We start from the raw sequence: 24,833 nt of genomic DNA on the forward strand, positions 1-24,833 counted from the left end.
TATTATTAAATGTGTAATAGTCAATGGTTGGTCTTAGCTCGTTGCCACAGAGTATCAACAGTCACAAACTTATAGCCTTGTTGTAGCAGTTGCGGAATCAGGATTTGAATTATGGCAGCAACATCTTCTCCTCCGCAAACACCATCATGCAAGACAATCAGTGAACCATTTTTGACTTGCTGCATAACTCGCTCTACCACGGTGGTGACACCTGGTCGCACCCAGTCTTCTGGTACAACACTCCACATAACTGGGCGGTAATTCCACTGGAAAAATAACTTTAAAGTTGCAGGTGTAAATAAACCATTGGGGGGGCGGACATCCCGCACTTGTTCAGGTTGCAGGTTGCAGGCATTGTAGATGGCAGCTTGGGTTTTTTCTAAACTGTCCTTCAAGTCATTTGGGGAAAGCATGGCAAAAGAGCGATGATCGTAGCCATGCAATCCGATCCAGTGTCCGCGATCGCTCACGGCTTTAGCAATGGCTGGTGAACGGTTGACGCAAACACCCAACCAAAAAAAACTGGCAGTAATGTTGTAACGATCTAATACTGCCAAGACTTCGGGTGTGTATTGAGGATGGGGCCCATCATCAAAAGTCAGGGCGATCGCTTTAGAATGGGGATTTCCAGCCCAAAGGCAATTGGGAAAACTTGGCTGGAGAATGCGGTAAAAAATGGGGAACAGGGGAGCTAGCTGCATTTTGCGTTTATCTGCTGCTGACAACTTTTTGTCGGTGTTGCTTGTGAAACTACGATGTCTGCGACGGGCGTAGCTGCAACTTCTGGCGATGAAGCATGTTTGCTTAAATGGTAATCTACATCTGATAGGTTAGTGGGTAGGATTTACGCAAAAAGATTTTTTGTTGAGCCAGGGTATAAGGGTGCAAGACTACGGGTGTATAAGGGTCAACAAAGGAAAAAACAAAGCTAACACCAAGCCTCTCTTTCTTCTACTCTCATACCCTCAATACATTTCTATCTCTAACTTTATCCTCGAAGGGTTTTAGATTTACTGCTTTATTTTGTAACAAAATTTGTAACAGTAACATTGTTTTAGCTTGTACTCGTCTAGATTGATGAAAAATCTACGGGGAATCCCTGAATGAAAGGGTAATGTTGCTCAAAGATATACGAGATTATCAAATTTTATTTCTGGGCTTGTTTCTAGTCGTGGGAATCAGTACACGAGATTGGACGCTGCGACCAGAGTTGATTGGAGTAGCGATCGCCACAAGTCTTGCAACCCAATGGATATTGTCATTAGTTACTGGCAAAGAACAAATGACGAATCTTCGGAGTGCTTTAATTACCTCACTGGGACTGTCCCTGCTGTTGCGGGCTGACCACTGGACAACAATGGCAATAGCCGCAGCAATTGCGATCGCCAGCAAATTTATCTTCCAAGTCGGTGATAAGCATTTCTTTAATCCCGCCAATTTTGGGATCATTTCTGCCTTGATTCTCACCCCCGATGCTTGGGTTTCGCCGGGACAATGGGGTGAAGAGTGGTGGTATGGGCTATTATTTGCCGGAACTGGTGGCATGATTTTGCAGCGCATTGGTCGCTGGGACACCACAGCAGCTTTTTTGGGTAGCTACTCCTTGCTGGAGGCGATTCGCAATCTCTGGCTGGGTTGGACTTGGGATGTTTACTGGCATCGATTGATGAGCGGGTCTTTGCTGCTGTTCGCCCTATTTATGATTACAGATCCGCGATCAATCCCCAATTCGAGAATTGGGCGTGTAGTTTGGGCAGTTTGCATCGCCGGATTAACTTTTATCCTGCGGAATTATTTCTTTGTTTCCACAGCAGTTTTCTGGGCACTGTTTGCCCTTGCACCATTGACCATTCTGCTAGATGTTCTCTGGGTAGCTCCACGGTTTGCTTGGCAAGAGGGAGATGAGGGAGCAGAGGAAGCAGGGGGAGAACTTCTTACTCCTAACTCCTGTACAGACGCGATTAATCGCGTCTCTCTAAACTCAGCACTAAAAAAGTAGAGGTATAAAATGAAGTTTTTTCGACTCTTAACACCATTATTGTTGACAATTATAGCTGTTTTATGCTTCGCACCCGCAGCTTGGGCATTTTGTGGATTTTATGTAGCCAAGGCTGATACAAAACTGTATAACAAAGCTTCTCAGGTGGTGATAGCACGGGATGAGGAACGCACTGTCCTAACAATGGCAAACGACTTTCAAGGCGAAGTCAAAGATTTTGCAATAGTAGTACCTGTGCCAACGGTGCTGCAAAAAGAGCAAGTTCGCGTAACTGAACCGAAAATTATCGAGCGCTTGGATGCTTTTAGTGCGCCGCGATTGGTAGAATATTTTGACTCAGATCCTTGTGCTGTTACTGATTCGGTAAATCTACCTGCTGCGGCACCTAGAGGACGCGCAGTCAATCAGGAAGCTGAAAAGACAAGCGATCGCAGTTTGGGTGTAACAGTCGAAGCACGTTTCAACGTCGGCGAATACGACATCGTGATCCTTAGTGCCAAAGAATCTGGAGGACTAGAAACTTGGCTCAAACGCAATGGCTACAAAATCCCCAGAGGTGCGAAACAGTTACTAAAGCCCTACATCCGCTCCTCAATGAAATTCTTTGTTGCCAAAGTCAACTTGGATAAATTCGAGAAATCTGGCTACCAATTCCTTCGTCCGCTACAAATTTCCTACCAGTCACCCAAATTCATGCTGCCAATTCGTTTAGGCATGATCAATGCTACGACAGAGCAGGATTTGATTGTCTATATCCTCTCGCCCCAAGGACAGGCAGAAATCACTAACTACCGGACGGTGAAAATCCCTTCTAACACGAACATTCCTTTGTTTGTCAAAGATGAATTTGGTGAATTCTACAAATCCATGTTTCAAACTGTCTACACCAAAGAAGACAGGAAAGTTGGTTTTTTGGAATACGCTTGGGACATGAGTAGTTGCGATCCCTGTTCTGCTGATCCCCTAACCCAAGATGAACTAAAGCAAGCAGGCGTATTTTGGCTAGATGATAATTCTGAAAGTAATCTGCCAGTATCCCCCAGCTTTCGTCGTCCTTCTCCTAAAAATAACGTCTTCATCTCCCGGCTGCATGTCCGCTACACCCGCGACAAATTCCCTGAAGACCTGATATTCCAACAAACTGCTAACAGTGAATCTTTCCAAGGGCGTTATGTTTTGCAACATCCGTTCCAAGGGGAACTCAAATGTCAAGCAGGTAGAGAATATAAGCAGTCTTTGCCCAAGCGTTTTGAACAAGAGGCGCAAACTCTAGCTAAACTAACCAATTGGAATATCCAAGACATTCGCAACAAAATGAAGCTGAGTATTGGTAATCTGACATATTCCTGGTGGGAAAATGTATTGTCCTGGCTGGGATTATATTGAAAGGATTTGAAAAAAAATACCGCATCTTGACCAAAGGTAATTTTTTAGGGGGTTGTTATAAGCAATACTAAGATATTCTTGCTTTCTGCCCCAAGATTGTCATGGTTCAATTCGATGAACAGCTACGCTGCTTAGTTAGCGAAGCCTGTGGACACCCACCTGGAAGCCCTCAGCGTCAGAAGCTGCTCACGCAAATTATTCGCTTGACAGCAAATAGACTCTGGAGGGAAAGTACTCCCTACTATCAAGATGCACTACAACAAACTTGGTTGTATTTCTGCCGCAATGTTTGTGAAGGTTTGACAGGTCAAATCTATGACCCCACCTATGGCAGTGTCATCACTTGGCTAAATGCTTACCTAAAACGGAGACTACAAGACTTTTACACTAACCAGAACCGAGAACAAGCCACAACAGTTCCTCTTTGGGTTCGTCAGTCTATATCAGGTGGAATCAGGGAAACCATTGATCCTGTTGATAACCTCCCAGCTACCCCCCAAGCACCTCCCATTCTGGAAGACTTGGAGATATGGGCTAAGACAGATTCCGAAGGAGAACTGCGCCGTACTTACATTAAAGGGCGTCCAGATGTGAATTGTCAGGTGTTAATTCTCAAACGCCTACCCCCGGAAGTTAGCTGGAGAGAATTATCTGAGGAATTTGGGCTGTCAATTCCGACATTAAGCAGTTTTTATCAGCGCCAATGTCTACCACGTTTGCGTAAATTCGCTGAATTGGAGGGATTGTTATAAACAAGGAACAAGGGGAGAGGTTCAGTGAATCTGTCAGCATATCCTCACCATTAGAGTAAGTCATTGGCAACTGAAGCAATTTTCCCCATCTGTTACCTGGTTATCCAGATATTTTGTCTTAGGGACTTCCAAGAAATAAATTATCCAAATAAACGAACCACAGAGACGCAGAGAACACAGAGAGAGGAAAAATGAGAGGGTTTTTGCGTCAGTTTTGGGACATTTTTTTATTTGGAAGTCCCTTAGCTGACTAATCACAGTGTTCAACCTCTTTGAAAGTTATCGGTTGGGTTACTTTGTTCCTGATAACCAAAAGTGAGAAACAGTAGTATCCAAAAAAGTAAAAGTGCTGGATACCGATTGATTTATCAAGTTGAGTCACTTACAAGTATTTTGTTACTAACGATTTATTCTAAGTTTGACCGAGAAGATATTGGTGTAAATGAAATCCGAGGTATTTTAGCTGATTTTTCTAGTGAGTCAGATTAAAACTGTCAGAATATTTTTTCTTGTATAGTCAGTAGTGCGCTGAATAGACATTTATATTACTGTTATGCATGGAGAGAGGCGTAGACGCAGAGCGGCTTGCCAATAAACATCGCCACATTACTAAAAGTACTTACGCAAAATGTGAAACACTGCTAAGACTGCGTAAGTCCTATGATTAGCACAAGCGCTACTTCTAAATATCTGGGAATGTGAGGAATGTCAATTTTTGTTAAGCGCAAAACCCACAATGGCAAAAAGCGGCTGCCTAACAGCGATGGGCTACGTCCCGCCCGAAGCGATCGCCAAGTACTACAGCAAAGCGCCGAACGCCAATTTAAGCGCCAATTTTTCGGTTTACTTTTGGTAATTGTAACGTGGAGCCTAGCTATGGGCTGGCTTCTAGCCTTGGCAACTAATGCCTACAGTGCTACTCCCCCTGCCGAAATTAGCACAGTTGACGTAGTTCCTGCACAGTACCAACTAGGGCAAGAACTGTATTTGGAAAACTGCTCCACATGCCACATCGCCTTACCACCAGCTGTTTTACCCACCCAAACTTGGAAAAATCTCCTGCAAGACTCGCAGCACTACGGCGCACAATTAAAGCCTTTAGTCGATCCGCCACGCATCTTGGTGTGGAAATATCTTTCGACTTTCTCGCGTGTGCAGCTAGACGACGAAGAAACACCCTATCGCCTCAACAACTCGCGTTATTTCAAAGCTCTACATCCAGGAGTTAAGTTACCACGTCCTATCCAGCTTGGCAGTTGTGTTAGCTGTCATCCCAGTGCTAATGATTACAATTTCCGCCGCCTGACACCAGAGTGGAAGTGAAGAGTTAGGAATTATAGCATTTCACCGAAACCCTGATACATATAGATTTATCGTAGAGGCACGGCATTGCCCATTGGTGTCAACTTAAGTTCAAAAGCCTGACCCACAGGCGTTTTACCCCCCTTAATCCCCGATGGATTGGGGGAAACAGGAAATTTAGTTCCCTCACGCCACATGCTTCAAGTCGGGCATTGCCCGCCCAACGCAGTGGCTCCCCAATCCATCGGGGAGGGTTAGGGTGGGGTGACGCGGATCGTGATGAGAAGCCAGAGAACTGAATATCACGTCTTGACTAGGGTTTCACGTTAAGTTGACACGCATGGACATTGCCCTGCCTCTACTAACGTACTTGTATCATTATTAGGACTTATGCAAAAACCGCCCAAAAGCTTAATCATATCGAACTGCCAACGCGCAGCGTCTGGTAGAGAATAATTCAGAGAGTGTGCGTAAGTCCTAATTATTAAAGTGAAACGGTATTATGAGTTGAAAAATTCATAACTCATATCTCATAACTCTATTCCCCCACTCCCTCTCTGGCCCTATCTAGGGGCAAAATGATACTATGAAGAAAGACTAAATATAAGATAAGAGTTAAAACCAATCAGTTTACTAAATGATTGGCTAGTTTTTCTCCTGTTTTTGAGTTAATTCTCGGTTAGACCCATCCACGACCAAGACGGTTGGGTTGGGTTAAATGTTTATAATCAATACCGAACCTTTAATTCCCATCCCCCTTGATTCAGTTCTATAACCTGCCATGTTAAAACTTTTGTTGGGCGACCCCAACGCTCGTAAGCTTAAAAAATACCAACCTTCTGTTACTGAAATTAACCTTTTAGAGGAAGAAATTAAGGTTCTTTCCGATGAGGAGTTAAAAGGTAAAACTGCTGAATTTAAACAACGGCTTGCCAAAGGCGAAACTCTGGATGACATTTTGCCAGAAGCTTACGCCGTTGTCCGGGAAGCAGCACGGCGAGTCTTAGGCTTGCGGCACTTTGATGTCCAACTCGTTGGCGGGATCATTTTGCATATAGGGCAAATTGCCGAAATGAAAACCGGTGAGGGAAAAACGCTCGTGGCAACCTTACCGAGTTATTTAAATGGCCTTACTGGTAAAGGTGTACACGTTGTCACTGTGAACGATTACCTGGCTCGTCGGGATGCGGAATGGATGGGACAGGTGCATCGGTTCTTGGGGCTGAGTGTGGGGCTAATCCAGTCAAGCATGACTCCCAGTGAACGCCAGAAAAATTACGATTGTGATATTACTTATGTCACCAACAGCGAGGTAGGGTTTGACTACCTGCGGGATAACATGGCGACATCAATGGCAGATGTGGTGCAACGCCCGTTCAATTTTTGCGTGATTGACGAGGTAGACTCGATTTTAATTGATGAAGCGCGGACACCACTGATTATTTCTGGGCAGGTGGAAAGGCCTACAGAAAAGTATCTGCAAGCCTCTGAAATAGCATTCACACTCAAAAAAGATGAGCATTACGATGTGGATGAAAAAGCTCGTAACGTGCTATTGACAGATGAAGGCTTTGCTGAAGCCGAAAATCTTTTGGGAGTCACAGATTTATTTGACCCAGAAGATCCTTGGGCGCACTTCGTTTTCAATGCGATAAAGGCCAAAGAACTTTTTCTCAAGGACGTAAATTATATTGTCCGCAATGGGGAAGTGGTAATTGTGGATGAATTTACCGGTCGGGTGCTACCGGGACGGCGTTGGAGTGATGGACTACACCAGGCTATTGAAGCCAAAGAACATGTAGAAATTCAGCCAGAAACTCAAACTTTAGCGACAATTACTTATCAAAATCTATTCTTGCTGTATCCAAAACTGGGTGGAATGACCGGAACAGCAAAAACAGAAGAACCAGAATTTGAAAAAATTTACAAACTGGAAGTCGCGGTAATTCCCACCAATCAAGCCAGAAGACGGGAAGACTTGTCTGATATGGTCTTTAAGACAGAACCAGGCAAGTGGGGTGCAATCGCTAGAGAATGTGCCGAAATGCACGAACTCGGCAGACCTGTATTAGTAGGAACCACTAGTGTGGAAAAATCCGAACTTCTCAGCCGACTGCTGAAGCAGCTGGAGATTCCCCACGAATTACTCAACGCCCGTCCGGAAAACGTCGAGCGTGAGGCAGAAATCGTCGCCCAAGCAGGACGAAAAGGCGCTGTGACTATTGCTACTAACATGGCTGGTAGAGGTACAGACATCATCCTGGGTGGAAACTCCGAATATATGGCACGTTTGAAGCTGCGGGAATACTTCATGCCCCGGATCGTCATGCCAGAAGATGAAGACACCTTTGGCGTTCAAAGACCAGCCGGATTGCCTACAGGACATGGTGGTGGTCAAGGCTTTGTCCCTGGTAAAAAAGTCAAAACTTGGCGAGCTTCGCCAGAAATTTTCCCCACCCAGTTAACAAAAGAAACAGAAAAACTACTCAAAGACGCAGTAGAAATTGCGGTGCGTGAGTATGGCGATCGCAGCTTACCGGAATTGGAAGCAGAAGACAAGGTAGCTATAGCAGCAGAAAAAGCTCCCATCGACGACCCCGTGATTGAGAAATTGCGGTCAGCTTACAACCGTGTTAAGCAGGAATACGAACAATTTACTACCCGCGAACATAATGAGGTAGTGGAAATCGGTGGTTTGCACGTAATTGGTACAGAACGCCATGAATCGCGGCGGATTGACAACCAGTTGCGCGGACGTGCAGGAAGACAAGGTGACCCTGGAACCACGAGATTCTTCCTCAGTTTAGAGGATAACCTACTGCGGATTTTTGGTGGCGATCGCGTTGCTGGGTTAATGAATGCTTTCCAAGTGGAAGAAGATATGCCCATCGAATCTGGGATGCTCACTCGCAGTTTGGAAGGCGCACAGAAAAAAGTCGAAACCTACTACTATGACATTCGGAAGCAGGTGTTTGAGTATGACGAGGTGATGAATAATCAACGTCGTGCTATTTACGCTGAACGCCGTCGGGTATTAGAAGGTCAAGATTTGAAAGAACAGGTAATCAAGTACGCTGAAAAAACGATGGATGACATCGTTGACTACTATATCAACGTAGACTTACCCTCGGAAGAGTGGGAGTTAGAAAAGCTGGTTGAGAAAGTCAAAGAATTCGTTTATCTGCTAGCGGATTTGCAGCCAAGTCAATTAGAGGATATGTCAGTCAGTGAGATTAAAGCTTTCCTCCACGAACAGGTGCGAATTGCTTATGACCTCAAAGAAGCGCAGATTGACCAAGTTCAACCCGGACTGATGCGCCAAGCTGAACGCTTCTTTATCTTGCAACGCATTGATACCCTGTGGCGGGAACACCTGCAACAAATGGATGCCTTACGCGAATCAGTGGGATTGCGTGGTTATGGTCAAAAAGACCCGCTAATTGAGTATAAGAGCGAGGGTTACGAACTCTTCTTGGATATGATGGTTAACATTCGCCGAGATGTGGTTTATTCATTGTTCATGTTCCAACCGCAGCCTCAGCAGATGATGCAGGCAGAATCAGAGATGGTGTAGATAGGGAATATCTTATGCAGAGACGCAAAGGCGCAGAGGCGTTTTTGCGTCTTTGTGTTTTAAGGCATCTCTCAAAATATTTTGTTTTCAGGAGTTTGCTGAAATGGGTAAGCTAGTACTGCCAAATCTTCAAGATAAGCAATGGGGCAAGTAATAGTTACCTTTACTCTCACCAATCGAATTGATCAACTTTTGGCTCAACGAGGCTTCATTTCTTCGGGGGAAGTTCGCTCTTGTATTTTGGATAATGTTTTAGTTGATACGAGCGCAACTTTGCTGTGTTTACCTGCTAGCATTATTAGTCAACTAGGTTTAGTTCAAGGTGGAGAAGCCCAAATAGAGACTGCTGCTGGAGTGCAGCAGGGGCGGATTTTGCGAGATGTTGAACTTAGTATTGCAGAGCGTCAAGGAACCTTTGATTGTTTGGAACTCACAGAAGTACCCTATGCGCTTTTGGGTGTGACGCCAATGGAAGTTTTAGGGTTAGAACCAGACCTAAAAAATCGGAAGTTGCGGGTTTTGCCGATGAATTCTGAGCAAACTTATCTGAGTGTATTGTAAGTGATCACTTATGCTAGACGTAGTTTTGGCGTTGTCTATGGGGCGATCCCAGAGTAAGCTATTTTACTTTAATAACTAAGCAACCAGAGACAAGCTAGCCTATAAAGTAGCTGATATAATATGAATAACAGTCAAGAGGTCTGACCTTTTTAGATCGCGGAAGCTAGGTCTTCCCTTGACTGATTTTTATTGTCTAAGAATAAAGAACAGCCATGTATTTGCTGTATGCAGATGAGTCTGGCACAACACACGACTCAAACCAACAATATTTTGTACTGGCTCGACAGGTTTAGATCGCTATGCCGAAGTACCATTATCAACTGAAGCGATCGCATGGGCTGATATTATCTTTGTGATGGAGAAGTCACATAAAAACAAGCTATCAAAAAATTTTCAGCCCTTTCTTAAAGATAAAAAAATTATCTGCTTAGATATACCAGATGAATATGAATATATGGAACCAGCTTTAATTGAGTTGTTAAAACAGAAAGTTCTACCGCTATTAAAAATTAAAAAATGAATATTCAAGAAGCTTTTAATTCTGCCGCAGTTGATTATGATAACTTACGTCGCATCTTAATTCCCTGTTTTGATGACTTTTACAAAACAGCCGTTGAAATCATACCAGGCGATTGCACTGCACCGTTGAAGGTTCTAGATTTGGGTGCTGGTACTGGACTTTACTCAGGTATGGTTCAGTCCGTCTTCCCCAATGCAGAGTTCACCTTACTGGACTTAGCCCCTGAGATGTTGGAGAAAGCTAAGTTTAGATTTAGCCAAATGGGTAAATCTCCCAAAATCTTAGTTGGTGATTACATTGAGACTGATTTAGGTGGTTCCTATGACCTTATAATCTCTGCTTTATCAATTCATCATCTGTCAGATTTTGACAAAGAACTTCTTTATCAACGGATTTATAATGTTCTCAATCCTGGAGGGATATTTGTCAACGCCGATCAAGTTCTCGGCAAAACCCCTGATTTAGAACAACTTTACCGTCAACACTGGCTAGATTCTGTCCGCGCTAAGAATATCTCAGAGGAGGATCTCAAACCTGCACAAAAACGCATGGAATACGATCGCATGGCAACTCTTGATATTCAACTTCATTGGCTAGAAGCGGCTGGGTTTGAAAATGTGGATTGCTGGTACAAAAATTTTAGCTTTGCTGTTTTTGGTGGTTATCGACCGACTATTTAACTAAGTAAGTAGGCACAAATAATTAGAAGAGGGCATCAATTGTGATGCTATCACCTTCTTGTATAAGAATTGATCGCACCCCCGACTGCTACTTCTGGTCGTGTATAAAATAATTTCCACTTAAGTCGATAGCGATCGCCACTAAACAAACCATATAATTTGTCTCAAAAATATGCCTATTGCTCAAGGTAAGGTGAGATGAGCGATCGCACCATTCAACGTCAGAAATCAGCCGCATCAAGTTTTACTTTCTTTAACTAACCGTATTATCGAGTCCCCCTACGATTCTTGAACCCAAACAAAGCGCGATGGTGAGCGATGTTGCTGCTGCTAGCGCCGCTGCCGCCCGAATGTGATTCCAGATTGTCCAGTTGGCAAGGTAGCTAGACCATAGACTCGCAGCGTCAGTGCTGTCCGACTCGACTTTCGCCAGGGCCTCGTTAAGCGGCACATTGAACACGATTGTCACGCCTAAAACAAGGTAAAGCAAGCTGCCAAGGAGCAAGTAGGCGGCACCGGGTTGATGCCACCTTAATAGCGAGGAGATTAAAAGAAAGATACAAGCCGCAGCCGTTCCCAAAAACGCTGCCATAAACAAGGGATTGATCACCGTGATATTGATGGATTGCATGGCGGCAATACCCTGCGTCGGCTTCAGCCGAGCAAGGGCGTTCATCACAAAAGTCGAGAAGGCAAAGAAGACTCCAGCTATCAGCCCGCAGCCCAGTGCCGAGAAAAGCTTCAATGCGAAATAATGTTGTTGAGTTATCATATGTTGCAGCATCGCCTTACCTTCCTAGTAGTTAGTTATTGTCTTCCACAACGACAATTCAGAAGCTACAAGCAACCTATATTTGACCGCTCAGAATAATGAACTCAGAGAAATCAAAGCATATTTAATCTAAAATCAAAACACGATTGAGAAAGATAATTAGCATCTTGCCGATGGACTGACTGGGGATTCAAATGAGTAATTTATGCACTCATAACAGTTATCGCTGTGTCGCACAAGCCATTAAACATTAGGTAGATGAGGAAAATAATAGTTGTTCGCTTGCTTCCCTGTCCTTATTTCCAAGCTAGTACCCTACGGCGTAAATAGAGCAACCATTTAAAATCCTTAAAGAGCTTATTCCATAATACTTTTGACTTTTGACTTTTGATTTTTGACTTCCGCCTTGCGGTACTACTATCTTCCAAGAAGTCGGGAATCTGAGCTTTTGACTACAATCCTAACTCTTCTGGAAAGCCCAGCATGATATTTAAGTTTTGGATTGCGGCTCCCGATGCGCCTTTGCCCAAATTGTCGAGACGAGCAACTAGCAACACTTCTTTGCTAGCGTCATTGGCGAATACAAAAACCTGAACAATATTGGTGCCGTTGATTGCGTAGGCGTAGCCCGTCGTAGACATCGCATCTAGAAATATTCCGTCTCGCAGCAGAGTAGAATCTTGGAATGGAGCAACCTGCACAAATTTTTCACTTTGGTAGTAGTTAGCAATTGCTTGATGAATAACTTCACCTGATGGTGGATTATCCAAAGTCCCCAGTGGCAAAGGCACCTGCACCAGCATTCCTTGCTCAAAATCTCCTACTGCCGGTACGAATAGGGGCGGCGATGCTAACCCTGAGTAATGATGCATTTCCTTAACGTGCTTATGCCCAAACTGCAAACCATAGATGCCATAAGGGTAGAGTGACTCTGCCTCGGCTTGCTGTTTATGGAAGGTATGGTATTGTTTGATCAGATTCTTTCCGCCACCAGAGTAACCTGACACTGCATTAACGGTGATGGGAAAGCTATTCTTCAAAAGTCCCTTAGCAATCAACGGACGGATACAGGCTAAAAATCCTGTGGGATAACAGCCTGGATTGCTGACAAACTGGGCGCTGGCAATATTCTCTCGCTGTCCTGGATTTAGTTCAGGGAAGCCATATACCCAGCCTTTAGCTGTGCGATGGGCACTACTAGCATCCAGGATCTTAACCGTAGTACTACTGACCAAGCTAACAGCTTCGCGGGCTGCATCATCCGGTAGGCAGAGAATAACAACATCGACAGCATTGATTAGTTTGGCTCGCTCAGTTGCATCCTTACGTTTAGATGCCTCAATACTAACTAACTCGATATCATCCCGTTGATTGAGGCGTGAGTAAATTTGTAAGCCTGTGGTTCCCGATTCCCCATCAATAAAAATCTTAGGTTTAGTAATCATGCGTCCAGCATCCTTATATATGAGTGGTATTTTGACCGATTAATCGAGTTATCATATCAAGTCTGATAAATCAACCTCTCCCCGCTTATGGCTTACACCAAAACTCCCCTCCCTTACTAGGGCTACCGTGTACACACAATTCAAGTTGATAATCAAATGGACAGAAAAGAACGGAAAATTATTTTTAAAATTCTTAATTTTCTCTCAGAACTCTATTAATAAGCTGATAGTATTGATAATCAGTTTGATCAACTCAAAACCTTGCCAATATCCGGCTTGTATCTTACCAGGCAAGGATTTTAGGACTTGTGTATACACCGTCGCCTACTAGGGGAAGGGTTGCGGCAGAGGTCTTGCGAGAATTAACAGTAATTTACCGGACATAATATCAATTTTTTATTTCACTGTTATGAAAAAGTCGATAATCCTATTATTTAATAATAATTGAGCAATTTTTAATTAAGTTTTTGACCTCTTAACTACTCCACCCAAGCCAGAGTGCGTTTCACTGCCTTTTGCCAAGTAGCAAAATTGGACAATGAACCATTGCTTCCCGGCTCAAACACGCACTCAATCTGCCGTTGCTGCACCAGTGCTTCATAGCTCTCCCAAAATCCTACAGCTAAACCTGCTGCAAATGCTGCACCCTGAACAGTTGTATCGCGCATTATCGGACGTTCAACTGGAATACCTAATACATCAGCCTGGAACTGCATTAGAAAATTATTTTCGCAAGCACCACCATCTACGCTTAATCGCCCAACTGGAGTACTGCTAGATGCATTTATCGCCTGCACTACCTCCAGAACTTGGTAAGCGATCGCTTCCAATACAGCGCGGACTAGATGCTCTGGTTGTACACTGGCGGTAATGCCAAAAAAGGCTCCCCTAGCGCTCATATCCCAATAGGGTGCCCCCAGTCCACTAAATGCAGGCACAAAGTAGACTCCGCCATTATCTTTTACCTGATTTGCCATCGCTTCAGTTTCAGCAGCAGTTTTAATCAGCTTCAGGCGATCGCGTAACCATTGAATACAAGCTCCACTAGTAAACATACTGCCTTCAAGAGCATAGCCTACATCTAAAGTCTCCCTTGGATTTGCTTGTGTCCATGCCACTGTAGAAATGATTTGATGGTGCGATCGCACAATTTCAGAGCCTGTGTGAGCTACCAAAAAGCTACCAGTCCCGTAAGTGCATTTCATTAAGCCTGGGTGATCGCAGCCATGACCAAATAGAGCAGCTTGTTGATCTCCCAAGATGGCAGTAATAGGAATTTCAGCGCCCAACAAAGTAGCATCAGTAACTCCAAATATTCCTAAACTAGGCTGAATCTGGGGCAAAATATGAGCCGGAATTTGAAACAGATCCAGTAAATTCTCATCCCATTCACAGGTTTTGAGATTCATCAACATTGTCCGGCTGGCATTGCTGTGGTCAGTAGCATGGACTTTCCCACCTGTAAGGTTCCACAGCAGCCAGGTATCAATAGTGCCAGCTAAGACATTGTTTAAGTCAACATCAGCAAACTTGTCTAACAGCCACCTGAGCTTAGTAGCAGAAAAATAGGCATCAATAATTAATCCAGTGCGATCATAAATGTCTTGAGCATAGCCTTGCTCTTGTAACTGGTGACAAAGGGGAGCAGTGCGGCGATCTTGCCAGACGATCGCTCTTTGGAGTGGTTTACCAGTAATTTTATCCCAAATCAAACAGGTTTCACGCTGTACAGTCAGTCCTAGCGCTGCGATCGCTGATGGAACAATCTGGGCATTCCCAATTGCGGTTTGCATCACCCAACAGGTATCATGCCAGATTTGTTGAGGGTCATGTTCTAACCATCCGGACTGAGGATAATACTGAGTTAGTTCTTTGTATGCCTGCCCAACAATCTTACCGTCTGCGTTAAACACAAAGGCGCGGTTGCCTGTTGTACCTAAGTCCAGTGCTAATATGTAGCCCAATGATGGAGTTGTGTTGCCAAGTGTGTGCATAGCCGCTTTAATATGCTGCGTAGACGTAGCCCGCCGTAGGCATCGCGATTTTAGCAATTCACGTCAAATCAGATATAGATTATTTATTGTACATTTAAGTCACATTTTCTCACCGGATACCCATAGGTAATTAATGGAAATCTCTCAAGCTCGACTTTATCCATTTTTCCCTGAGGGTGATCACAAAGGTACGCGATCGCTAAAAAATGCGGGTTTTGCTGCATACATAACATTTAAATACAGTCTCAGTAGATCACAAACTTTTGAGAACGAACGTAAAAACAAGGATTTCAGCCCTTACCAGCAAGGAGCGAACAGTATTTGTTTAATAGCGATCACCTCAGAACAGTTAAAGCCATTGGCTAAAATGGTGATTAAAACGTGCTTTTTTGATATTCGAGTATTTTGCTGGAATGACCATCTGGCAAGACTTCTAAAAACCTTTGTGATCTACTGAGTCTTGGTAAATACTACTATTTAAAATCGCCAAGAAGCTTGGGTTAGCGCCAAAAACCTTTCAGGACTTACGTAAAACTCTCTGAAACTCTTATTCCTTTGTGACGGCAGTCGCTACAACGGCGTGAACCACCAAGGGCGCACTGCCTCTTTTTTTGCGCCCTTTGCAGTTCGTTTTTTCTTAAATTTGCGTAAGTCCTCTCTTTAACCCAAGCATATTGCTTCATAAAACTCACGTTTTATAAAAACTTCATATATTTGATATTTTGCTTTATTAAATATGCAATTTAATAGCTTAATTACTGAAAAATAGCTTGCTCAATAAGTTCAGTATTATTCCTCTTTTAATAACAACTTAAATAAAACTAAATTATTAATAGTTGTGCTGGGTTAGTTGATGACAAAACGTCAATTATTCCAGGTGTATCTATTTGCATACTCTCTATAAGACTGATTCAATATTCCTAAAATCACCGTTTTCCTTTTATCAGAGAGGAGTTTAGCTTCCCCTTACCTCATATAAAAGGTTATTGGGGGGTTAGGTTTTTGTTAGTGAATCGATGTACTAAGCTGCATTCAAAGATGAAGCAGAAGTTAGTAGTATATTCATCTGGAAATTGCTGTAATCAGATTTTCTTTGACAGCGGAATGATTGATCTTGGGAAATCACGGTTTTATTTAAAACTGAGAAAAAACACAAGTTATTCAAGCTTTAAACATTTATTAAGCAATTTGATAAATCCCCATGCGACAATATACTTCTTATTTGATCATACTGGTATTAGGAACAAGCTCGACTTTCATCGTTACTCCATCTCAAGCTCAAACTCCAGTAAAACCCAACAGTCAAAATACTAATAATATTAGTTCCCTATCTTCAAATTCACCTTTCGCTATCCAATTGAGTGATTTTGCCAATTCTACTAATAGCAAACCACCTATCCTCTCTGAGGCAGCTAAGAACTCTTCTGTTTCTGATGCCAATATAACTGCAACTAAGCCGAAGCCACGGGTTCCTATCTTCAGCAGAATTTTTCCCACACCTTCGATGCAGCAATAATTAACCGCTAAATATTGAGTTTCTCATTTGAGCTGATAGGAAAATGTATGAATCCATTATATACATGATGTACAACTGTACTTAGTGAAAATACCACTCCAGCAAAAGAGATTTTAATTGTTCTCTCTCACTGGGGTGGGAGGAATATCAACTATAGCCCTTCTCGTTTGTATGCAATATACTTTGACCTTTCTCCAAGCCAATGCTACAAGAATTAGGGCTGTTTTTATTAGGTCTATATTGGACTCAACTGAGAACCGCTATATATGTGAGGTATACCCTGATTTGCTTTATGCTTGCAGTTGACACAGCAGTAAACCAAACCATTGATTTGGATCTGTCCACACATGAATAGGTAATAAACCCTGTGCAGTCAGTTGCTGCTTGATAGTATCGAAGTCAAATTTACGCGAAATTTCGGTGAGGATAGTCTCACCTAGTGCAAAATTAACCTTGAGGTTAAGAGCGCGTAATTCTACAATTTGCGATCGCAGGCTGCGTAAATGCATTTCTATTTGATACTCACTTTCATTGTAAAACGCCCAGTGTTCAAACTGCGTGGTGTCGAAATTCCCCTCAAACCGCTGATTTAAATGTTCCAGCATATTCAGGTTGAATGCTGCTGTCACTCCTTGGTTGTCGTTATAAGCTGGTTCCAAAATCTGTTTTGCCTTTCGTAAATCTATCCCCAACAAGAAATACTCACCTATTTGTAGGGCTTCTGTAATTTGAGAGAAGAACACATCACACTCACCAGCTGTCAGATTACCTAAACTGCTACCAATAAAACAAATCATCCTGCTGGGTAATTGCGTCGGTAAGAGTTGTGCAAGGGCTAATTCATAAGTTCCCGCTAGTGCATGAACTTGCAGTAAAGGATAATCACTTAATAACTGCTTGGCGCTACTTTCCAAAATACCTGCAGATACATCAATTGGTAGATAGTGCAGGGGATAGCCTAGCTGCTGGTAGGCATCTAGTAAAATGCGGGTTTTGCTAGAACTGCCACTACCAAGTTCTACCAATTCACAAGCGCCAGTTATTTTGGCAATTTCGCCAGCATACTTTTGTAAAATCGTTGTTTCTGTGCGTGTAAGATAATATTCTGGTAAATCACAGATTTGCTCAAATAGCTCAGAACCACGGTCATCATAAAAGTAACAGGGAGGTAAAGACTTAGGTGTTTGAGTTAATCCCTTCACTACATCACTCCCAGCACTAGGTGCAACTAAAATAGTTGCGCCTAGCAAACGCTGTATCTGCAAGCGTTCTTCGATATTTTCTGGAGAAGTAATCTTGCTGGTAACAGCTTTAGATATTGACATTGATCCTCGTGTTAAAGTATGTGGGGTTCTATGTAAAAAGTCTACTTTCCAAAGAGCATTGTGAGCGCATTTTGTGGCGTTTCTTGGAAAAGTCATTATCTAAAACGCCCTCAATCAAATGGGATACCAGGTGATTGAGCTATTCTCTTTATAAAAAAATATTGCAAGTATTGCAATCATTGCCCAATTCAACGATGACCATCGCCATTTCGCAAGATTTCTTCTGGCAAGTCTTTTTTGAAGTTGAACAGACCAAACAACGCTACCACCCTTTAGACGAATTTGACATTCTTTCTTCAGTACCCTACAGCTAAAACATCTAGTCAGGCAGCCAATACAAGAAAGATATATCCGTTGTGGGGCGATCGCATTTCGTGAAGGAGCGATCGCCTCTCAAATTCTGGAAGTGAGGAATCAATACGGTTTGGATAACAAGAGTGAAGGTGAAGATAAGGGGGATGAGGAGAGAAGTCTGAACGCTGGCTTCTGGCGACACTGATAGCGACGCGCAAAGCGAGTTTTGCCTACAGCAGGCTGGCACGAACGAGCGTCACAGCCCGCCGCACGCATCATAACTTCAGGAAGATAAGGAGGATTTTGCTCCCTTATCTCCCCCTACTCTCCCCTATACCCAATCTCGCCTCAACAAATAACTTTCCTTAGCTGCTACACCGGCTTGAAATATATGGCTTTTAACATTGCTCGACCGTCTGTCGTTATTTCTGCATTCTTACAGGTCGCCAGAAGGGTTGATGAGCCTGATTCTGGATTGGCTTTGTTGCTTTCAATCTCACCAATGAAGTATCCAGACTCCTTAAGACGATTGAGTAACTCGAGCAATTCTTCTCGATTAACTTGTTTACCCTCGAAGTCCTCAGCAAAAAAGCTAACATCTCGCTGTCCTTCTTCATCTTGTTTAATCTTATTCAGCAGGACATAGACGATTTCATCCGGCAGGTTATCTGTCGGTGTCAGATCAAGTGACATAAAATACTCCTAAAAATCGTTAGATATTATTGTAAACTATTAAGAATCAATATCAATAATTAATTTTTTATTAGCGGATAATCTAGGCAGCGTCTACCTCAGAAACTAATTTGTGATTGAAGAAAATTCTCAACAAAAACGGAAACGTTGAATCGAGCTTGCCAACGGGAAGCAGCCAATACCAACTTTGTCCCTTTGCAAGTAGGGATTGAGCGATGGCTGAGATGAAAAAAGCGATCGCCTTACTTGAAGAGGGCGATCGCTTTTGAAATTCTGTCCTGTGAACTAGCACATAGGATAACTTATCCAGCTATTGATAATTTTTCTAACAAAGAATACTAGGGTTAACTAAGTGTTTATCCCAACTGCGTAGCTTGCCACACTTCTCTACGAAACGCTCTTGCTAGCTTGCTTCCAGGGGTACGACAGGCTACAACTCTTGGAGAGGCTGGGCCCTAAGCGTGGCTATGCCGCAGGCTTTACGACTGCGCTCAGTACAAGTCAGTGAATACCGTAGGCATCGTCGTACTAGTAAAGGGTTGTGTGACTGACTCCGTTTGTAACCATTAGCACCTGTGACCACCAGCGATAATTTTGGTAGCCTCCCGCCTCTATGAATGCACGATACTATCCAGAAGTCACAGGGTAATGGTCAATCAAGTAGGTATCTAAATACACTGGAATATTGCAAAAGTTTTTGGGTAACATTCATCGAAGGCTTGAGAAATAGTCTCTTTCACACTAGATTTGCTCAATTTGAATCTCACAGTCTGCTCCCACACTAATAATGCTATTTTCTGGGCAAGCAATCCAATTACCTATAAATAGAGGTTCGGACGCAATAATTACAGATTTTGGAAAAGTCGGATCATCTCGTATCCAGTAAAGAGATGGAGGCGGTGAAGTGGTAGCAACACGAGAAGCTATCAGGCTATGTCCGTCACTAGAGATTACATTGAGTGAGGCTTCTACTTGATAGCGCTTTGCCATCTCTAAGAGGGTTACTAATGTACTACGTAAAGCATACTCTGGAGGTCGATGTTTGTTAATTTGACTTTGTGAAAGTAACAATGCAAAAATGTGTTCGGAGTCAGTACTGCCATTAATTTTTTCGTAAAAATCTTGGGTTAAAGTGCTGCGGATTTTTCTGTGTAATGTTTTCCGAAAATTTTCGATTCGTCCATTGTGAATAAATAGCTGTTGTTGATGGTTAAAGGGCTGACAATTAGCAAAATCTAGAGCTTGTTCGGATGTAGCACTGCGGACATAAGCAAGTACACACTTTGATTCAACATAACGGCTGAGACTGGGTAGGTTGATATCATTCCAAATAGGTAGGATATTTTTGTAAATAAAAGGGTCAGTATCTTTTTGACTATCATACCAACCCACACCAAAGCCATCTGCATTTATTATTCCAGAGGTCATTTCGCGGGGTTGATAACTCTGGACTATCAGCGAGTGTTCTGGTTTATACAGAAGATGATCTAAAGAAATAGGCGAACCGAGGTAAGCAAGTAAACGGCACATTATGAATTTTCCACCTTCTATTAGCACAATTATTGGGCAACAGCCTTACCCGCTTTTATTCACCATCATCACTGGTTCGTAATATTGCTAACACAATTTAAGAAAAAATTAATGGTGTCCAAGCAAATAGATTTGTGGCTAATTTAAATGTACTCAAGTCACAACAGAAATGTTACAGCAGCAAATTGCTGATTACCCAATATCTGGGTTAGCAGAAATCATTACAATAAAGAACGGGAGCATAAATTTTCTTTACTAATATGTCTATTAATTATTACTTATAAATTTTTGCGTCCTCTGATCCAAAACAAATAATGGACTTAATTTGTAATAAATTAAATATTTATAAGTTTGATGAAAAAACATTTTTATATTTTGGTTTTATTAGGCATATATTAAAGTCAAGAGAGAGTTCAAAAAATATTACTGAAGAAGCATTTTGCTTCCGTCCAACTGCTTAAATTTCATTTTTTACTATTTATAATAGTGATGAATATGTCCAAACAATAAACTCAATCATTAAAGGATCTATGGTGTTATTAAATTATGAATCAGGCGATGGAGTTATGACTAGAGAAAATTGTAAAAAGGAGGAAATTGAGCCTCCAATAAATGGAGTTAGAGTTAAAAGCTCTTAACTTTTAACTCCCCATTTATAACTTTTTTACAACTTCAAAGTCCACGCAGCAAAAGCTAAAGTACCCCAACCAGCAAGAAAGGCTGTGCCGCCTAGTGGTGCGATCGCTCCTAAGGATTTAATACCTGTTAAGCTAAGGGCGTACAAGCTACCTGAGAAAATAGCAATGCCAATCATAAACAGCCATCCACTAGCAATGAGAGTGGGTTGGGGAGACTCAGTACGACTAATTAGTATTGCTACTAGAAAAAGTGCTAGAGCATGATACATTTGGTAACGAGCGCCAGTCTCAAAAATTTCTAGCGATCGCTCACTAATTTTCTCCCGTAAAGCATGGGAAGCAAAAGCACCAGCAGCAACTGACAAACCGCCTAAAATGGCAGCTATGCTCAAAAAAATCTGCGTCATTAGACCTAGCCGTAAGTTGGTGTGGAATTTAACGAACCATTAGATATCAATTAGACATCAAAATGATATGATATAGCCCCTTCTTCGTTCACCTTAAAGTTTGCATTGAATTCTTTAGCTTTTTCATCTAAATATTGTCTGGCGTTGGCTGGGGGTAGTTGTGACTGCATTGCAAAGCCTAAAACAGTTACGCGTCCATGATTTTCTTGTAGCATTTCATAAAAAATAGATTGCAAGCGATCGTTAACTTGTTGATTAAGCACCTTCTTCTCCTGTCGGCTTTGACGATACAATCCCAATGCTAACCATCCCCCCAATGTTAAGCTAGGCACACCAAAAATTAGACCACCTACAGCAGTATTATCATCTTCATAAGTAGCATTTGGTGCGGTAAAAGTATCCCCATTTTGCACTGGTATGTACACCTCACGTGCAGCAAATTTTTTCAATGTCGCTGTTGCTGATAGCGTTAAAAACATAAATCCAAGTGTTAGTAGCCAACCAGCAGCCAATTTTTCAGCAGTTTTCATAGTTCCACTTTAGATTTTAACTTTGCTAGCGATTTTAACTTGACCTTCGCAAAGGTTCTAGTATATCAATGTACTCCTGACAATAGTTTTGTAAGCACTTCTTCTGTGTTATTCAGCGTTTTCTCGATAGCATCCAGGCGCTTACGGTTCGGTTCTCCTAGTTTTTATCCCACACTCCGTACCTTCAACTGTCACAGTCGTAGTAAGCGAAGGTTTACGCAAGCATTAAATGTCAAAAATATAGTATTATTTTTGCTGCTATTACATAAATAAGGCTGTGTGATCGCGATGATAGTTATTCATCCTCCCAATTAGAGCGATGTCTTTGATGGTCACTAAGCTTGTCGTACCACTTCGTGGAAGCAAGCTACGCGCAGCGTCTCCAAGAGTTGTGCGGGCTACGCCTACGCCAAGATAAAAAGCAGAACTGGATGTCAAGTGCAATACCTACCAGTGTTAAACTTTGAGATTGTCAAATCGCAGCAAAGGTATAGGATTCATCTTGCTGCGATTTTAACTTCATTTACGTGTAGCTTCAAGTAGGCGAGAAAAATAGAAGCGAGTCTTCGTCATCGCCTTTCGTTGCAAAGAAAAGCCATTACTTTCCAAAATTCTTACCACATCAGCCTCACGATGCAAATATGCACGAGTCGCTTTACTTGGCCCGGGAAAGAAACTGCCAATTTTCTTGAGTATACTCAAAGCGAAGGTCTTCGGCGCAAAACTGAGAATTATCCGCGACTGTGCTAAAGAACAGAGGTGAGAAATCATCTCATCAGCTTTTTCTTGGGGGTAGTGGATAAGAACATCCAAGCAAATAACAGTATGGTAACTACCACTCAACGATTCCAAATCCTGCACGGCAAAAGTGGGATTTTCAGCATTTGACAAGATTTGCTTGGCTCTATGCTTACCTTCTTCTACCATTTTTTCCGAAATATCGGTGGCATAGACTTTCGCACCATCTACCGCTAGGGGGATGCTGAGACTGCCGACACCACACCCAGCATCGCAAATTGATAAATCTGGTAAATTGTTATCAGCCTTCAGCCAGTTGAGAACTGTATCCACGGTTTGCTGATGTCCATTGCGGATATCTAATTGGATTTTGTTGACTTCGCCATCGCCGTAGATTCGCCTCCAACGGTCAAAACCTGTGGAATTGAAATAGTCGCGAACAATTATTTTCTCGTCGGCTGCGTTCATAAACTTTGATTTTTAAGGGTTCCCAATGTTTAAAATTATCATTGATGGGAACCCACAGGAGCGCTCTTGCAGATTTTTCCAGATATAGTTTGCGGCTATGGGCTTGGAGCAAGTTTTTTCTTTAGCATCAGACACCCTATTTTCAGTTTCCCGCCGCATTGATCAATTGCGATCGCTGTTGGGTCAGGTGATGAGTGTATCATTGATGGGAATAGACAAGAGCGATCGCATGGTTTTATAACTCTTCTCCAAATTGCTCTTTAGATAATAATGGCTCAAATGATTGGTAAGCCTTATAGTTCCGAAAATGTCGAGCATATAAATTAACAATATCTTCAGATGAATCAAAGTCATCATACAGAACTGAATTTACGTCTACTACTTGCTGCAAAGACCAAGTAATAGTTTCTCCATTCTCATTTGTATAGCTGACACTTTCATTTTTACCATGATTCAAAGCCTTTACTTTTGCTTCCTCTAAAGAAGTAGCTTTAATCAAAACAAAGCTTTCTTGGTACAAGGATTGATAACTAGGTGCATCTGAAGATGATTTGTAGAGAATTATAGCAATGTAGAATGATTTTGCTTTATCTACACTTTTAGTTTCCATCTCATGTTCCCCACGAGTCTTACAAAGGTAAGTATTGAACACGATTACTTAATTCTTCAAGATAGGCAGTTTTAGCAATAATTTCTAAATTACGAACACAATCGCCAACAGTAACTCTGAGTTTATGAGCATAAATAACACCAGCAAAATTTATTTGTTTGTCTTGACGATGGTTAGCTTCAGCTAGAAAATCGTCATCTTGGGAAAACAAAACACGCTCAAGTTCTGTCACACGGTCAAGTATAAGAGGATCAGGAAAGCTAGTCCGCCCATCTTCTTGTACTGTTAATACATCTACACCCCGAATTCGTAATCCATCTGTAATTCCTCGATGCACATTCTCATCAATATAAAGAGCAACGCTCATTTAATTAATCCTTCTGCACGGAGTCTTTTTGCTAATGGAGATTCTCCTGTTTCTAAACGTAATCTTTCCGCATACTCAAAACGTTGCTGCATATCAGCATCAACTTCTTCTTTATGTTGCCAATAATAAGCTAAAGCAGAATAAATCTGGCTCATGCTCAAATGTGGATATTGAAAATGTAATTCTTCTGGACTCCAACCATAAGCATGAATGGAAGTAATTAATTCTACAACTTTCATTGATGTTCCTTTAATGAAAGGAACATTGCTTTCATTAACTAGAATATGTTTATATTCAGTGGTTTGTGTTTGAGTCATAATTTTTACGTTAAAGGTTTTGTAGTTGTTTGAATTACTTACCAATTAGAAAGCTAATCCAAAGATTAGTATCAATGATTATCTTGATTATTTTGTTTTCTTGCATAAATTTGAGAACTGACTAATTCTACTTCCTCTGTAATTTCCTCTAGAGATAATTTATCGGTTTGAAATATTTCTATTAACTGTGTTAACTTTTTATTCAAAGTTTCTTTTTCTAGCTCTTTGCTAAGTAACAATTTTTCTGAATCAGAAAGTTGTTTAATTAGAGTAAGAATTTGTTCAAATGTCAAGGGGAGTTGATAGGTATTTTGTAACATAGTGTCAAATATTATCCTGTCTTAAATTTATGTTCATCACTATTCCTACACCTTATTTTACCGCCGAAACCAACTGCGTACCCAACGTCACAACC

At 42.0% G+C, this 24,833-nt stretch carries 28 protein-coding genes and 1 pseudogene; 12 read left to right on the top strand and 17 right to left on the bottom strand.

Features of this window, described 5'->3' with window-relative positions:
- Positions 1-20 precede the first annotated feature (20 nt).
- Positions 21-701, bottom strand: a complete 681-nt coding sequence (locus V7K40_RS10100; RefSeq protein WP_334959062.1) for a polysaccharide deacetylase family protein — start codon at positions 699-701, stop codon at positions 21-23.
- A gap of 413 nt (positions 702-1,114) precedes the next feature.
- Here V7K40_RS10100 and V7K40_RS10105 point away from each other — a divergent pair, with 413 nt between their 5' ends.
- From V7K40_RS10105 to V7K40_RS10145, 9 genes and pseudogenes are all read left to right on the top strand, one after another.
- The gene (locus tag V7K40_RS10105; protein WP_334959064.1) at positions 1,115-1,999 is read left to right on the top strand and encodes an RnfABCDGE type electron transport complex subunit D; all 885 of its coding nucleotides are present in this window, start codon (positions 1,115-1,117) and stop codon (positions 1,997-1,999) included.
- 9 nt (positions 2,000-2,008) lie between these two features.
- On the top strand, positions 2,009-3,385 hold the full coding sequence (locus V7K40_RS10110) for a DUF2330 domain-containing protein (RefSeq protein WP_334959066.1): 1,377 nt from the start codon (positions 2,009-2,011) through the stop codon (positions 3,383-3,385).
- Positions 3,386-3,486: 101 nt separating this feature from the next.
- Entirely contained in the window at positions 3,487-4,137 is a 651-nt protein-coding gene (locus tag V7K40_RS10115) for a sigma-70 family RNA polymerase sigma factor (RefSeq protein ID WP_334959069.1), read from the top strand.
- Positions 4,138-4,452: 315 nt separating this feature from the next.
- Positions 4,453-4,626 carry a hypothetical protein gene (locus tag V7K40_RS10120; RefSeq protein ID WP_334959071.1) on the top strand — a complete coding sequence of 58 codons (174 nt, stop codon included), beginning with the start codon at positions 4,453-4,455 and terminating at the stop codon, positions 4,624-4,626.
- A 216-nt stretch (positions 4,627-4,842) separates the two neighbouring features.
- Complete coding sequence (locus V7K40_RS10125; RefSeq protein ID WP_334959073.1) at positions 4,843-5,460, top strand: cytochrome C; 618 nt, start codon at positions 4,843-4,845, stop codon at positions 5,458-5,460.
- A 760-nt stretch (positions 5,461-6,220) separates the two neighbouring features.
- Positions 6,221-9,013, top strand: coding sequence for a preprotein translocase subunit SecA (gene secA / locus V7K40_RS10130; protein ID WP_334959075.1), 2,793 nt, complete (start codon positions 6,221-6,223; stop codon positions 9,011-9,013).
- A gap of 141 nt (positions 9,014-9,154) precedes the next feature.
- Positions 9,155-9,574: an aspartyl protease gene (locus V7K40_RS10135; protein ID WP_334959076.1), complete on the top strand. Its 420-nt coding sequence runs from the start codon at positions 9,155-9,157 to the stop codon at positions 9,572-9,574.
- A 286-nt stretch (positions 9,575-9,860) separates the two neighbouring features.
- A pseudogene (locus V7K40_RS10140) lies at positions 9,861-10,094 on the top strand (phosphotyrosine protein phosphatase); the annotation flags it as partial.
- Positions 10,091-10,774 (top strand): methyltransferase domain-containing protein, encoded by a 684-nt coding sequence (locus V7K40_RS10145; RefSeq protein WP_334959078.1) that lies wholly within the window; start codon positions 10,091-10,093, stop codon positions 10,772-10,774. The pseudogene V7K40_RS10140 and the gene V7K40_RS10145, both read left to right, overlap by 4 nt.
- 88 nt (positions 10,775-10,862) lie before the next feature.
- On the opposite strand, the gene V7K40_RS10150 is transcribed toward V7K40_RS10145, so the two are convergent.
- The 4 genes from V7K40_RS10150 to glpK all read right to left on the bottom strand — a co-directional run bounded on the left by V7K40_RS10150 (position 10,863) and on the right by glpK (position 14,985).
- Entirely contained in the window at positions 10,863-11,012 is a 150-nt protein-coding gene (locus V7K40_RS10150; protein ID WP_334959080.1) for a hypothetical protein, read from the bottom strand.
- A 15-nt stretch (positions 11,013-11,027) separates the two neighbouring features.
- A complete protein-coding gene (locus tag V7K40_RS10155) occupies positions 11,028-11,558 on the bottom strand; it encodes an anthrone oxygenase family protein (RefSeq protein ID WP_334959082.1) in 531 nt (176 codons plus the stop codon).
- A gap of 440 nt (positions 11,559-11,998) precedes the next feature.
- Positions 11,999-12,988, bottom strand: a complete 990-nt coding sequence (argC, locus tag V7K40_RS10160) for an N-acetyl-gamma-glutamyl-phosphate reductase (protein ID WP_334959205.1) — start codon at positions 12,986-12,988, stop codon at positions 11,999-12,001.
- A 482-nt stretch (positions 12,989-13,470) separates the two neighbouring features.
- On the bottom strand, positions 13,471-14,985 hold the full coding sequence (glpK, locus tag V7K40_RS10165; RefSeq protein WP_334959084.1) for a glycerol kinase GlpK: 1,515 nt from the start codon (positions 14,983-14,985) through the stop codon (positions 13,471-13,473).
- Positions 14,986-15,118: 133 nt separating this feature from the next.
- Between glpK and V7K40_RS10170 the strand changes: the two genes are divergently transcribed.
- Both V7K40_RS10170 and V7K40_RS10175 read left to right on the top strand, forming a co-directional pair.
- Positions 15,119-15,442 (top strand): hypothetical protein, encoded by a 324-nt coding sequence (locus V7K40_RS10170; protein WP_334959086.1) that lies wholly within the window; start codon positions 15,119-15,121, stop codon positions 15,440-15,442.
- Positions 15,443-16,186: 744 nt separating this feature from the next.
- Positions 16,187-16,501, top strand: a complete 315-nt coding sequence (locus V7K40_RS10175) for a hypothetical protein (RefSeq protein ID WP_334959088.1) — start codon at positions 16,187-16,189, stop codon at positions 16,499-16,501.
- A 290-nt stretch (positions 16,502-16,791) separates the two neighbouring features.
- On the opposite strand, the gene egtD is transcribed toward V7K40_RS10175, so the two are convergent.
- The 8 genes from egtD to bchM form a co-directional block, all read right to left on the bottom strand.
- Positions 16,792-17,826, bottom strand: a complete 1,035-nt coding sequence (gene egtD, locus V7K40_RS10180; protein WP_334959089.1) for an L-histidine N(alpha)-methyltransferase — start codon at positions 17,824-17,826, stop codon at positions 16,792-16,794.
- 323 nt (positions 17,827-18,149) lie between these two features.
- Entirely contained in the window at positions 18,150-18,338 is a 189-nt protein-coding gene (locus V7K40_RS10185; protein WP_334959091.1) for a hypothetical protein, read from the bottom strand.
- Between the two features lie 154 nt (positions 18,339-18,492).
- Entirely contained in the window at positions 18,493-18,813 is a 321-nt protein-coding gene (locus V7K40_RS10190; protein ID WP_334959093.1) for a hypothetical protein, read from the bottom strand.
- Positions 18,814-18,895: 82 nt separating this feature from the next.
- Complete coding sequence (locus V7K40_RS10195; protein WP_334959094.1) at positions 18,896-19,105, bottom strand: hypothetical protein; 210 nt, start codon at positions 19,103-19,105, stop codon at positions 18,896-18,898.
- A 449-nt stretch (positions 19,106-19,554) separates the two neighbouring features.
- Positions 19,555-20,343, bottom strand: a complete 789-nt coding sequence (gene egtC, locus V7K40_RS10200) for an ergothioneine biosynthesis protein EgtC (RefSeq protein WP_334959096.1) — start codon at positions 20,341-20,343, stop codon at positions 19,555-19,557.
- A gap of 664 nt (positions 20,344-21,007) precedes the next feature.
- Positions 21,008-21,388 carry a DUF423 domain-containing protein gene (locus V7K40_RS10205; protein ID WP_334959098.1) on the bottom strand — a complete coding sequence of 127 codons (381 nt, stop codon included), beginning with the start codon at positions 21,386-21,388 and terminating at the stop codon, positions 21,008-21,010.
- A gap of 50 nt (positions 21,389-21,438) precedes the next feature.
- Positions 21,439-21,918: a hypothetical protein gene (locus V7K40_RS10210; protein ID WP_334959100.1), complete on the bottom strand. Its 480-nt coding sequence runs from the start codon at positions 21,916-21,918 to the stop codon at positions 21,439-21,441.
- A 519-nt stretch (positions 21,919-22,437) separates the two neighbouring features.
- Entirely contained in the window at positions 22,438-23,124 is a 687-nt protein-coding gene (bchM, locus tag V7K40_RS10215; protein ID WP_334959102.1) for a magnesium protoporphyrin IX methyltransferase, read from the bottom strand.
- Positions 23,125-23,227: 103 nt separating this feature from the next.
- Here bchM and V7K40_RS10220 point away from each other — a divergent pair, with 103 nt between their 5' ends.
- Positions 23,228-23,365 (top strand): hypothetical protein, encoded by a 138-nt coding sequence (locus tag V7K40_RS10220; protein WP_334959104.1) that lies wholly within the window; start codon positions 23,228-23,230, stop codon positions 23,363-23,365.
- Here the strand turns inward: V7K40_RS10220 and V7K40_RS10225 are convergent.
- The 4 genes from V7K40_RS10225 to V7K40_RS10240 form a co-directional block, all read right to left on the bottom strand.
- Positions 23,360-23,734, bottom strand: coding sequence for a DUF4288 domain-containing protein (locus V7K40_RS10225; protein ID WP_334959106.1), 375 nt, complete (start codon positions 23,732-23,734; stop codon positions 23,360-23,362). The two genes, V7K40_RS10220 and V7K40_RS10225, sit on opposite strands and share 6 nt — an antisense overlap.
- Before the next feature lie 19 nt (positions 23,735-23,753).
- Complete coding sequence (locus V7K40_RS10230; RefSeq protein WP_334959108.1) at positions 23,754-24,101, bottom strand: DUF5615 family PIN-like protein; 348 nt, start codon at positions 24,099-24,101, stop codon at positions 23,754-23,756.
- On the bottom strand, positions 24,098-24,418 hold the full coding sequence (locus V7K40_RS10235; RefSeq protein ID WP_334959110.1) for a DUF433 domain-containing protein: 321 nt from the start codon (positions 24,416-24,418) through the stop codon (positions 24,098-24,100). The genes V7K40_RS10230 and V7K40_RS10235 overlap by 4 nt, the downstream gene beginning before the upstream one ends.
- A 71-nt stretch (positions 24,419-24,489) precedes the next feature.
- Complete coding sequence (locus V7K40_RS10240) at positions 24,490-24,738, bottom strand: hypothetical protein (protein WP_334959112.1); 249 nt, start codon at positions 24,736-24,738, stop codon at positions 24,490-24,492.
- Positions 24,739-24,833: the final 95 nt, after the last annotated feature.

The sequence above is a fragment of the Nostoc sp. genome (assembly GCF_036917195.1).
GTDB lineage: Bacteria > Cyanobacteriota > Cyanobacteriia > Cyanobacteriales > Nostocaceae > Nostoc.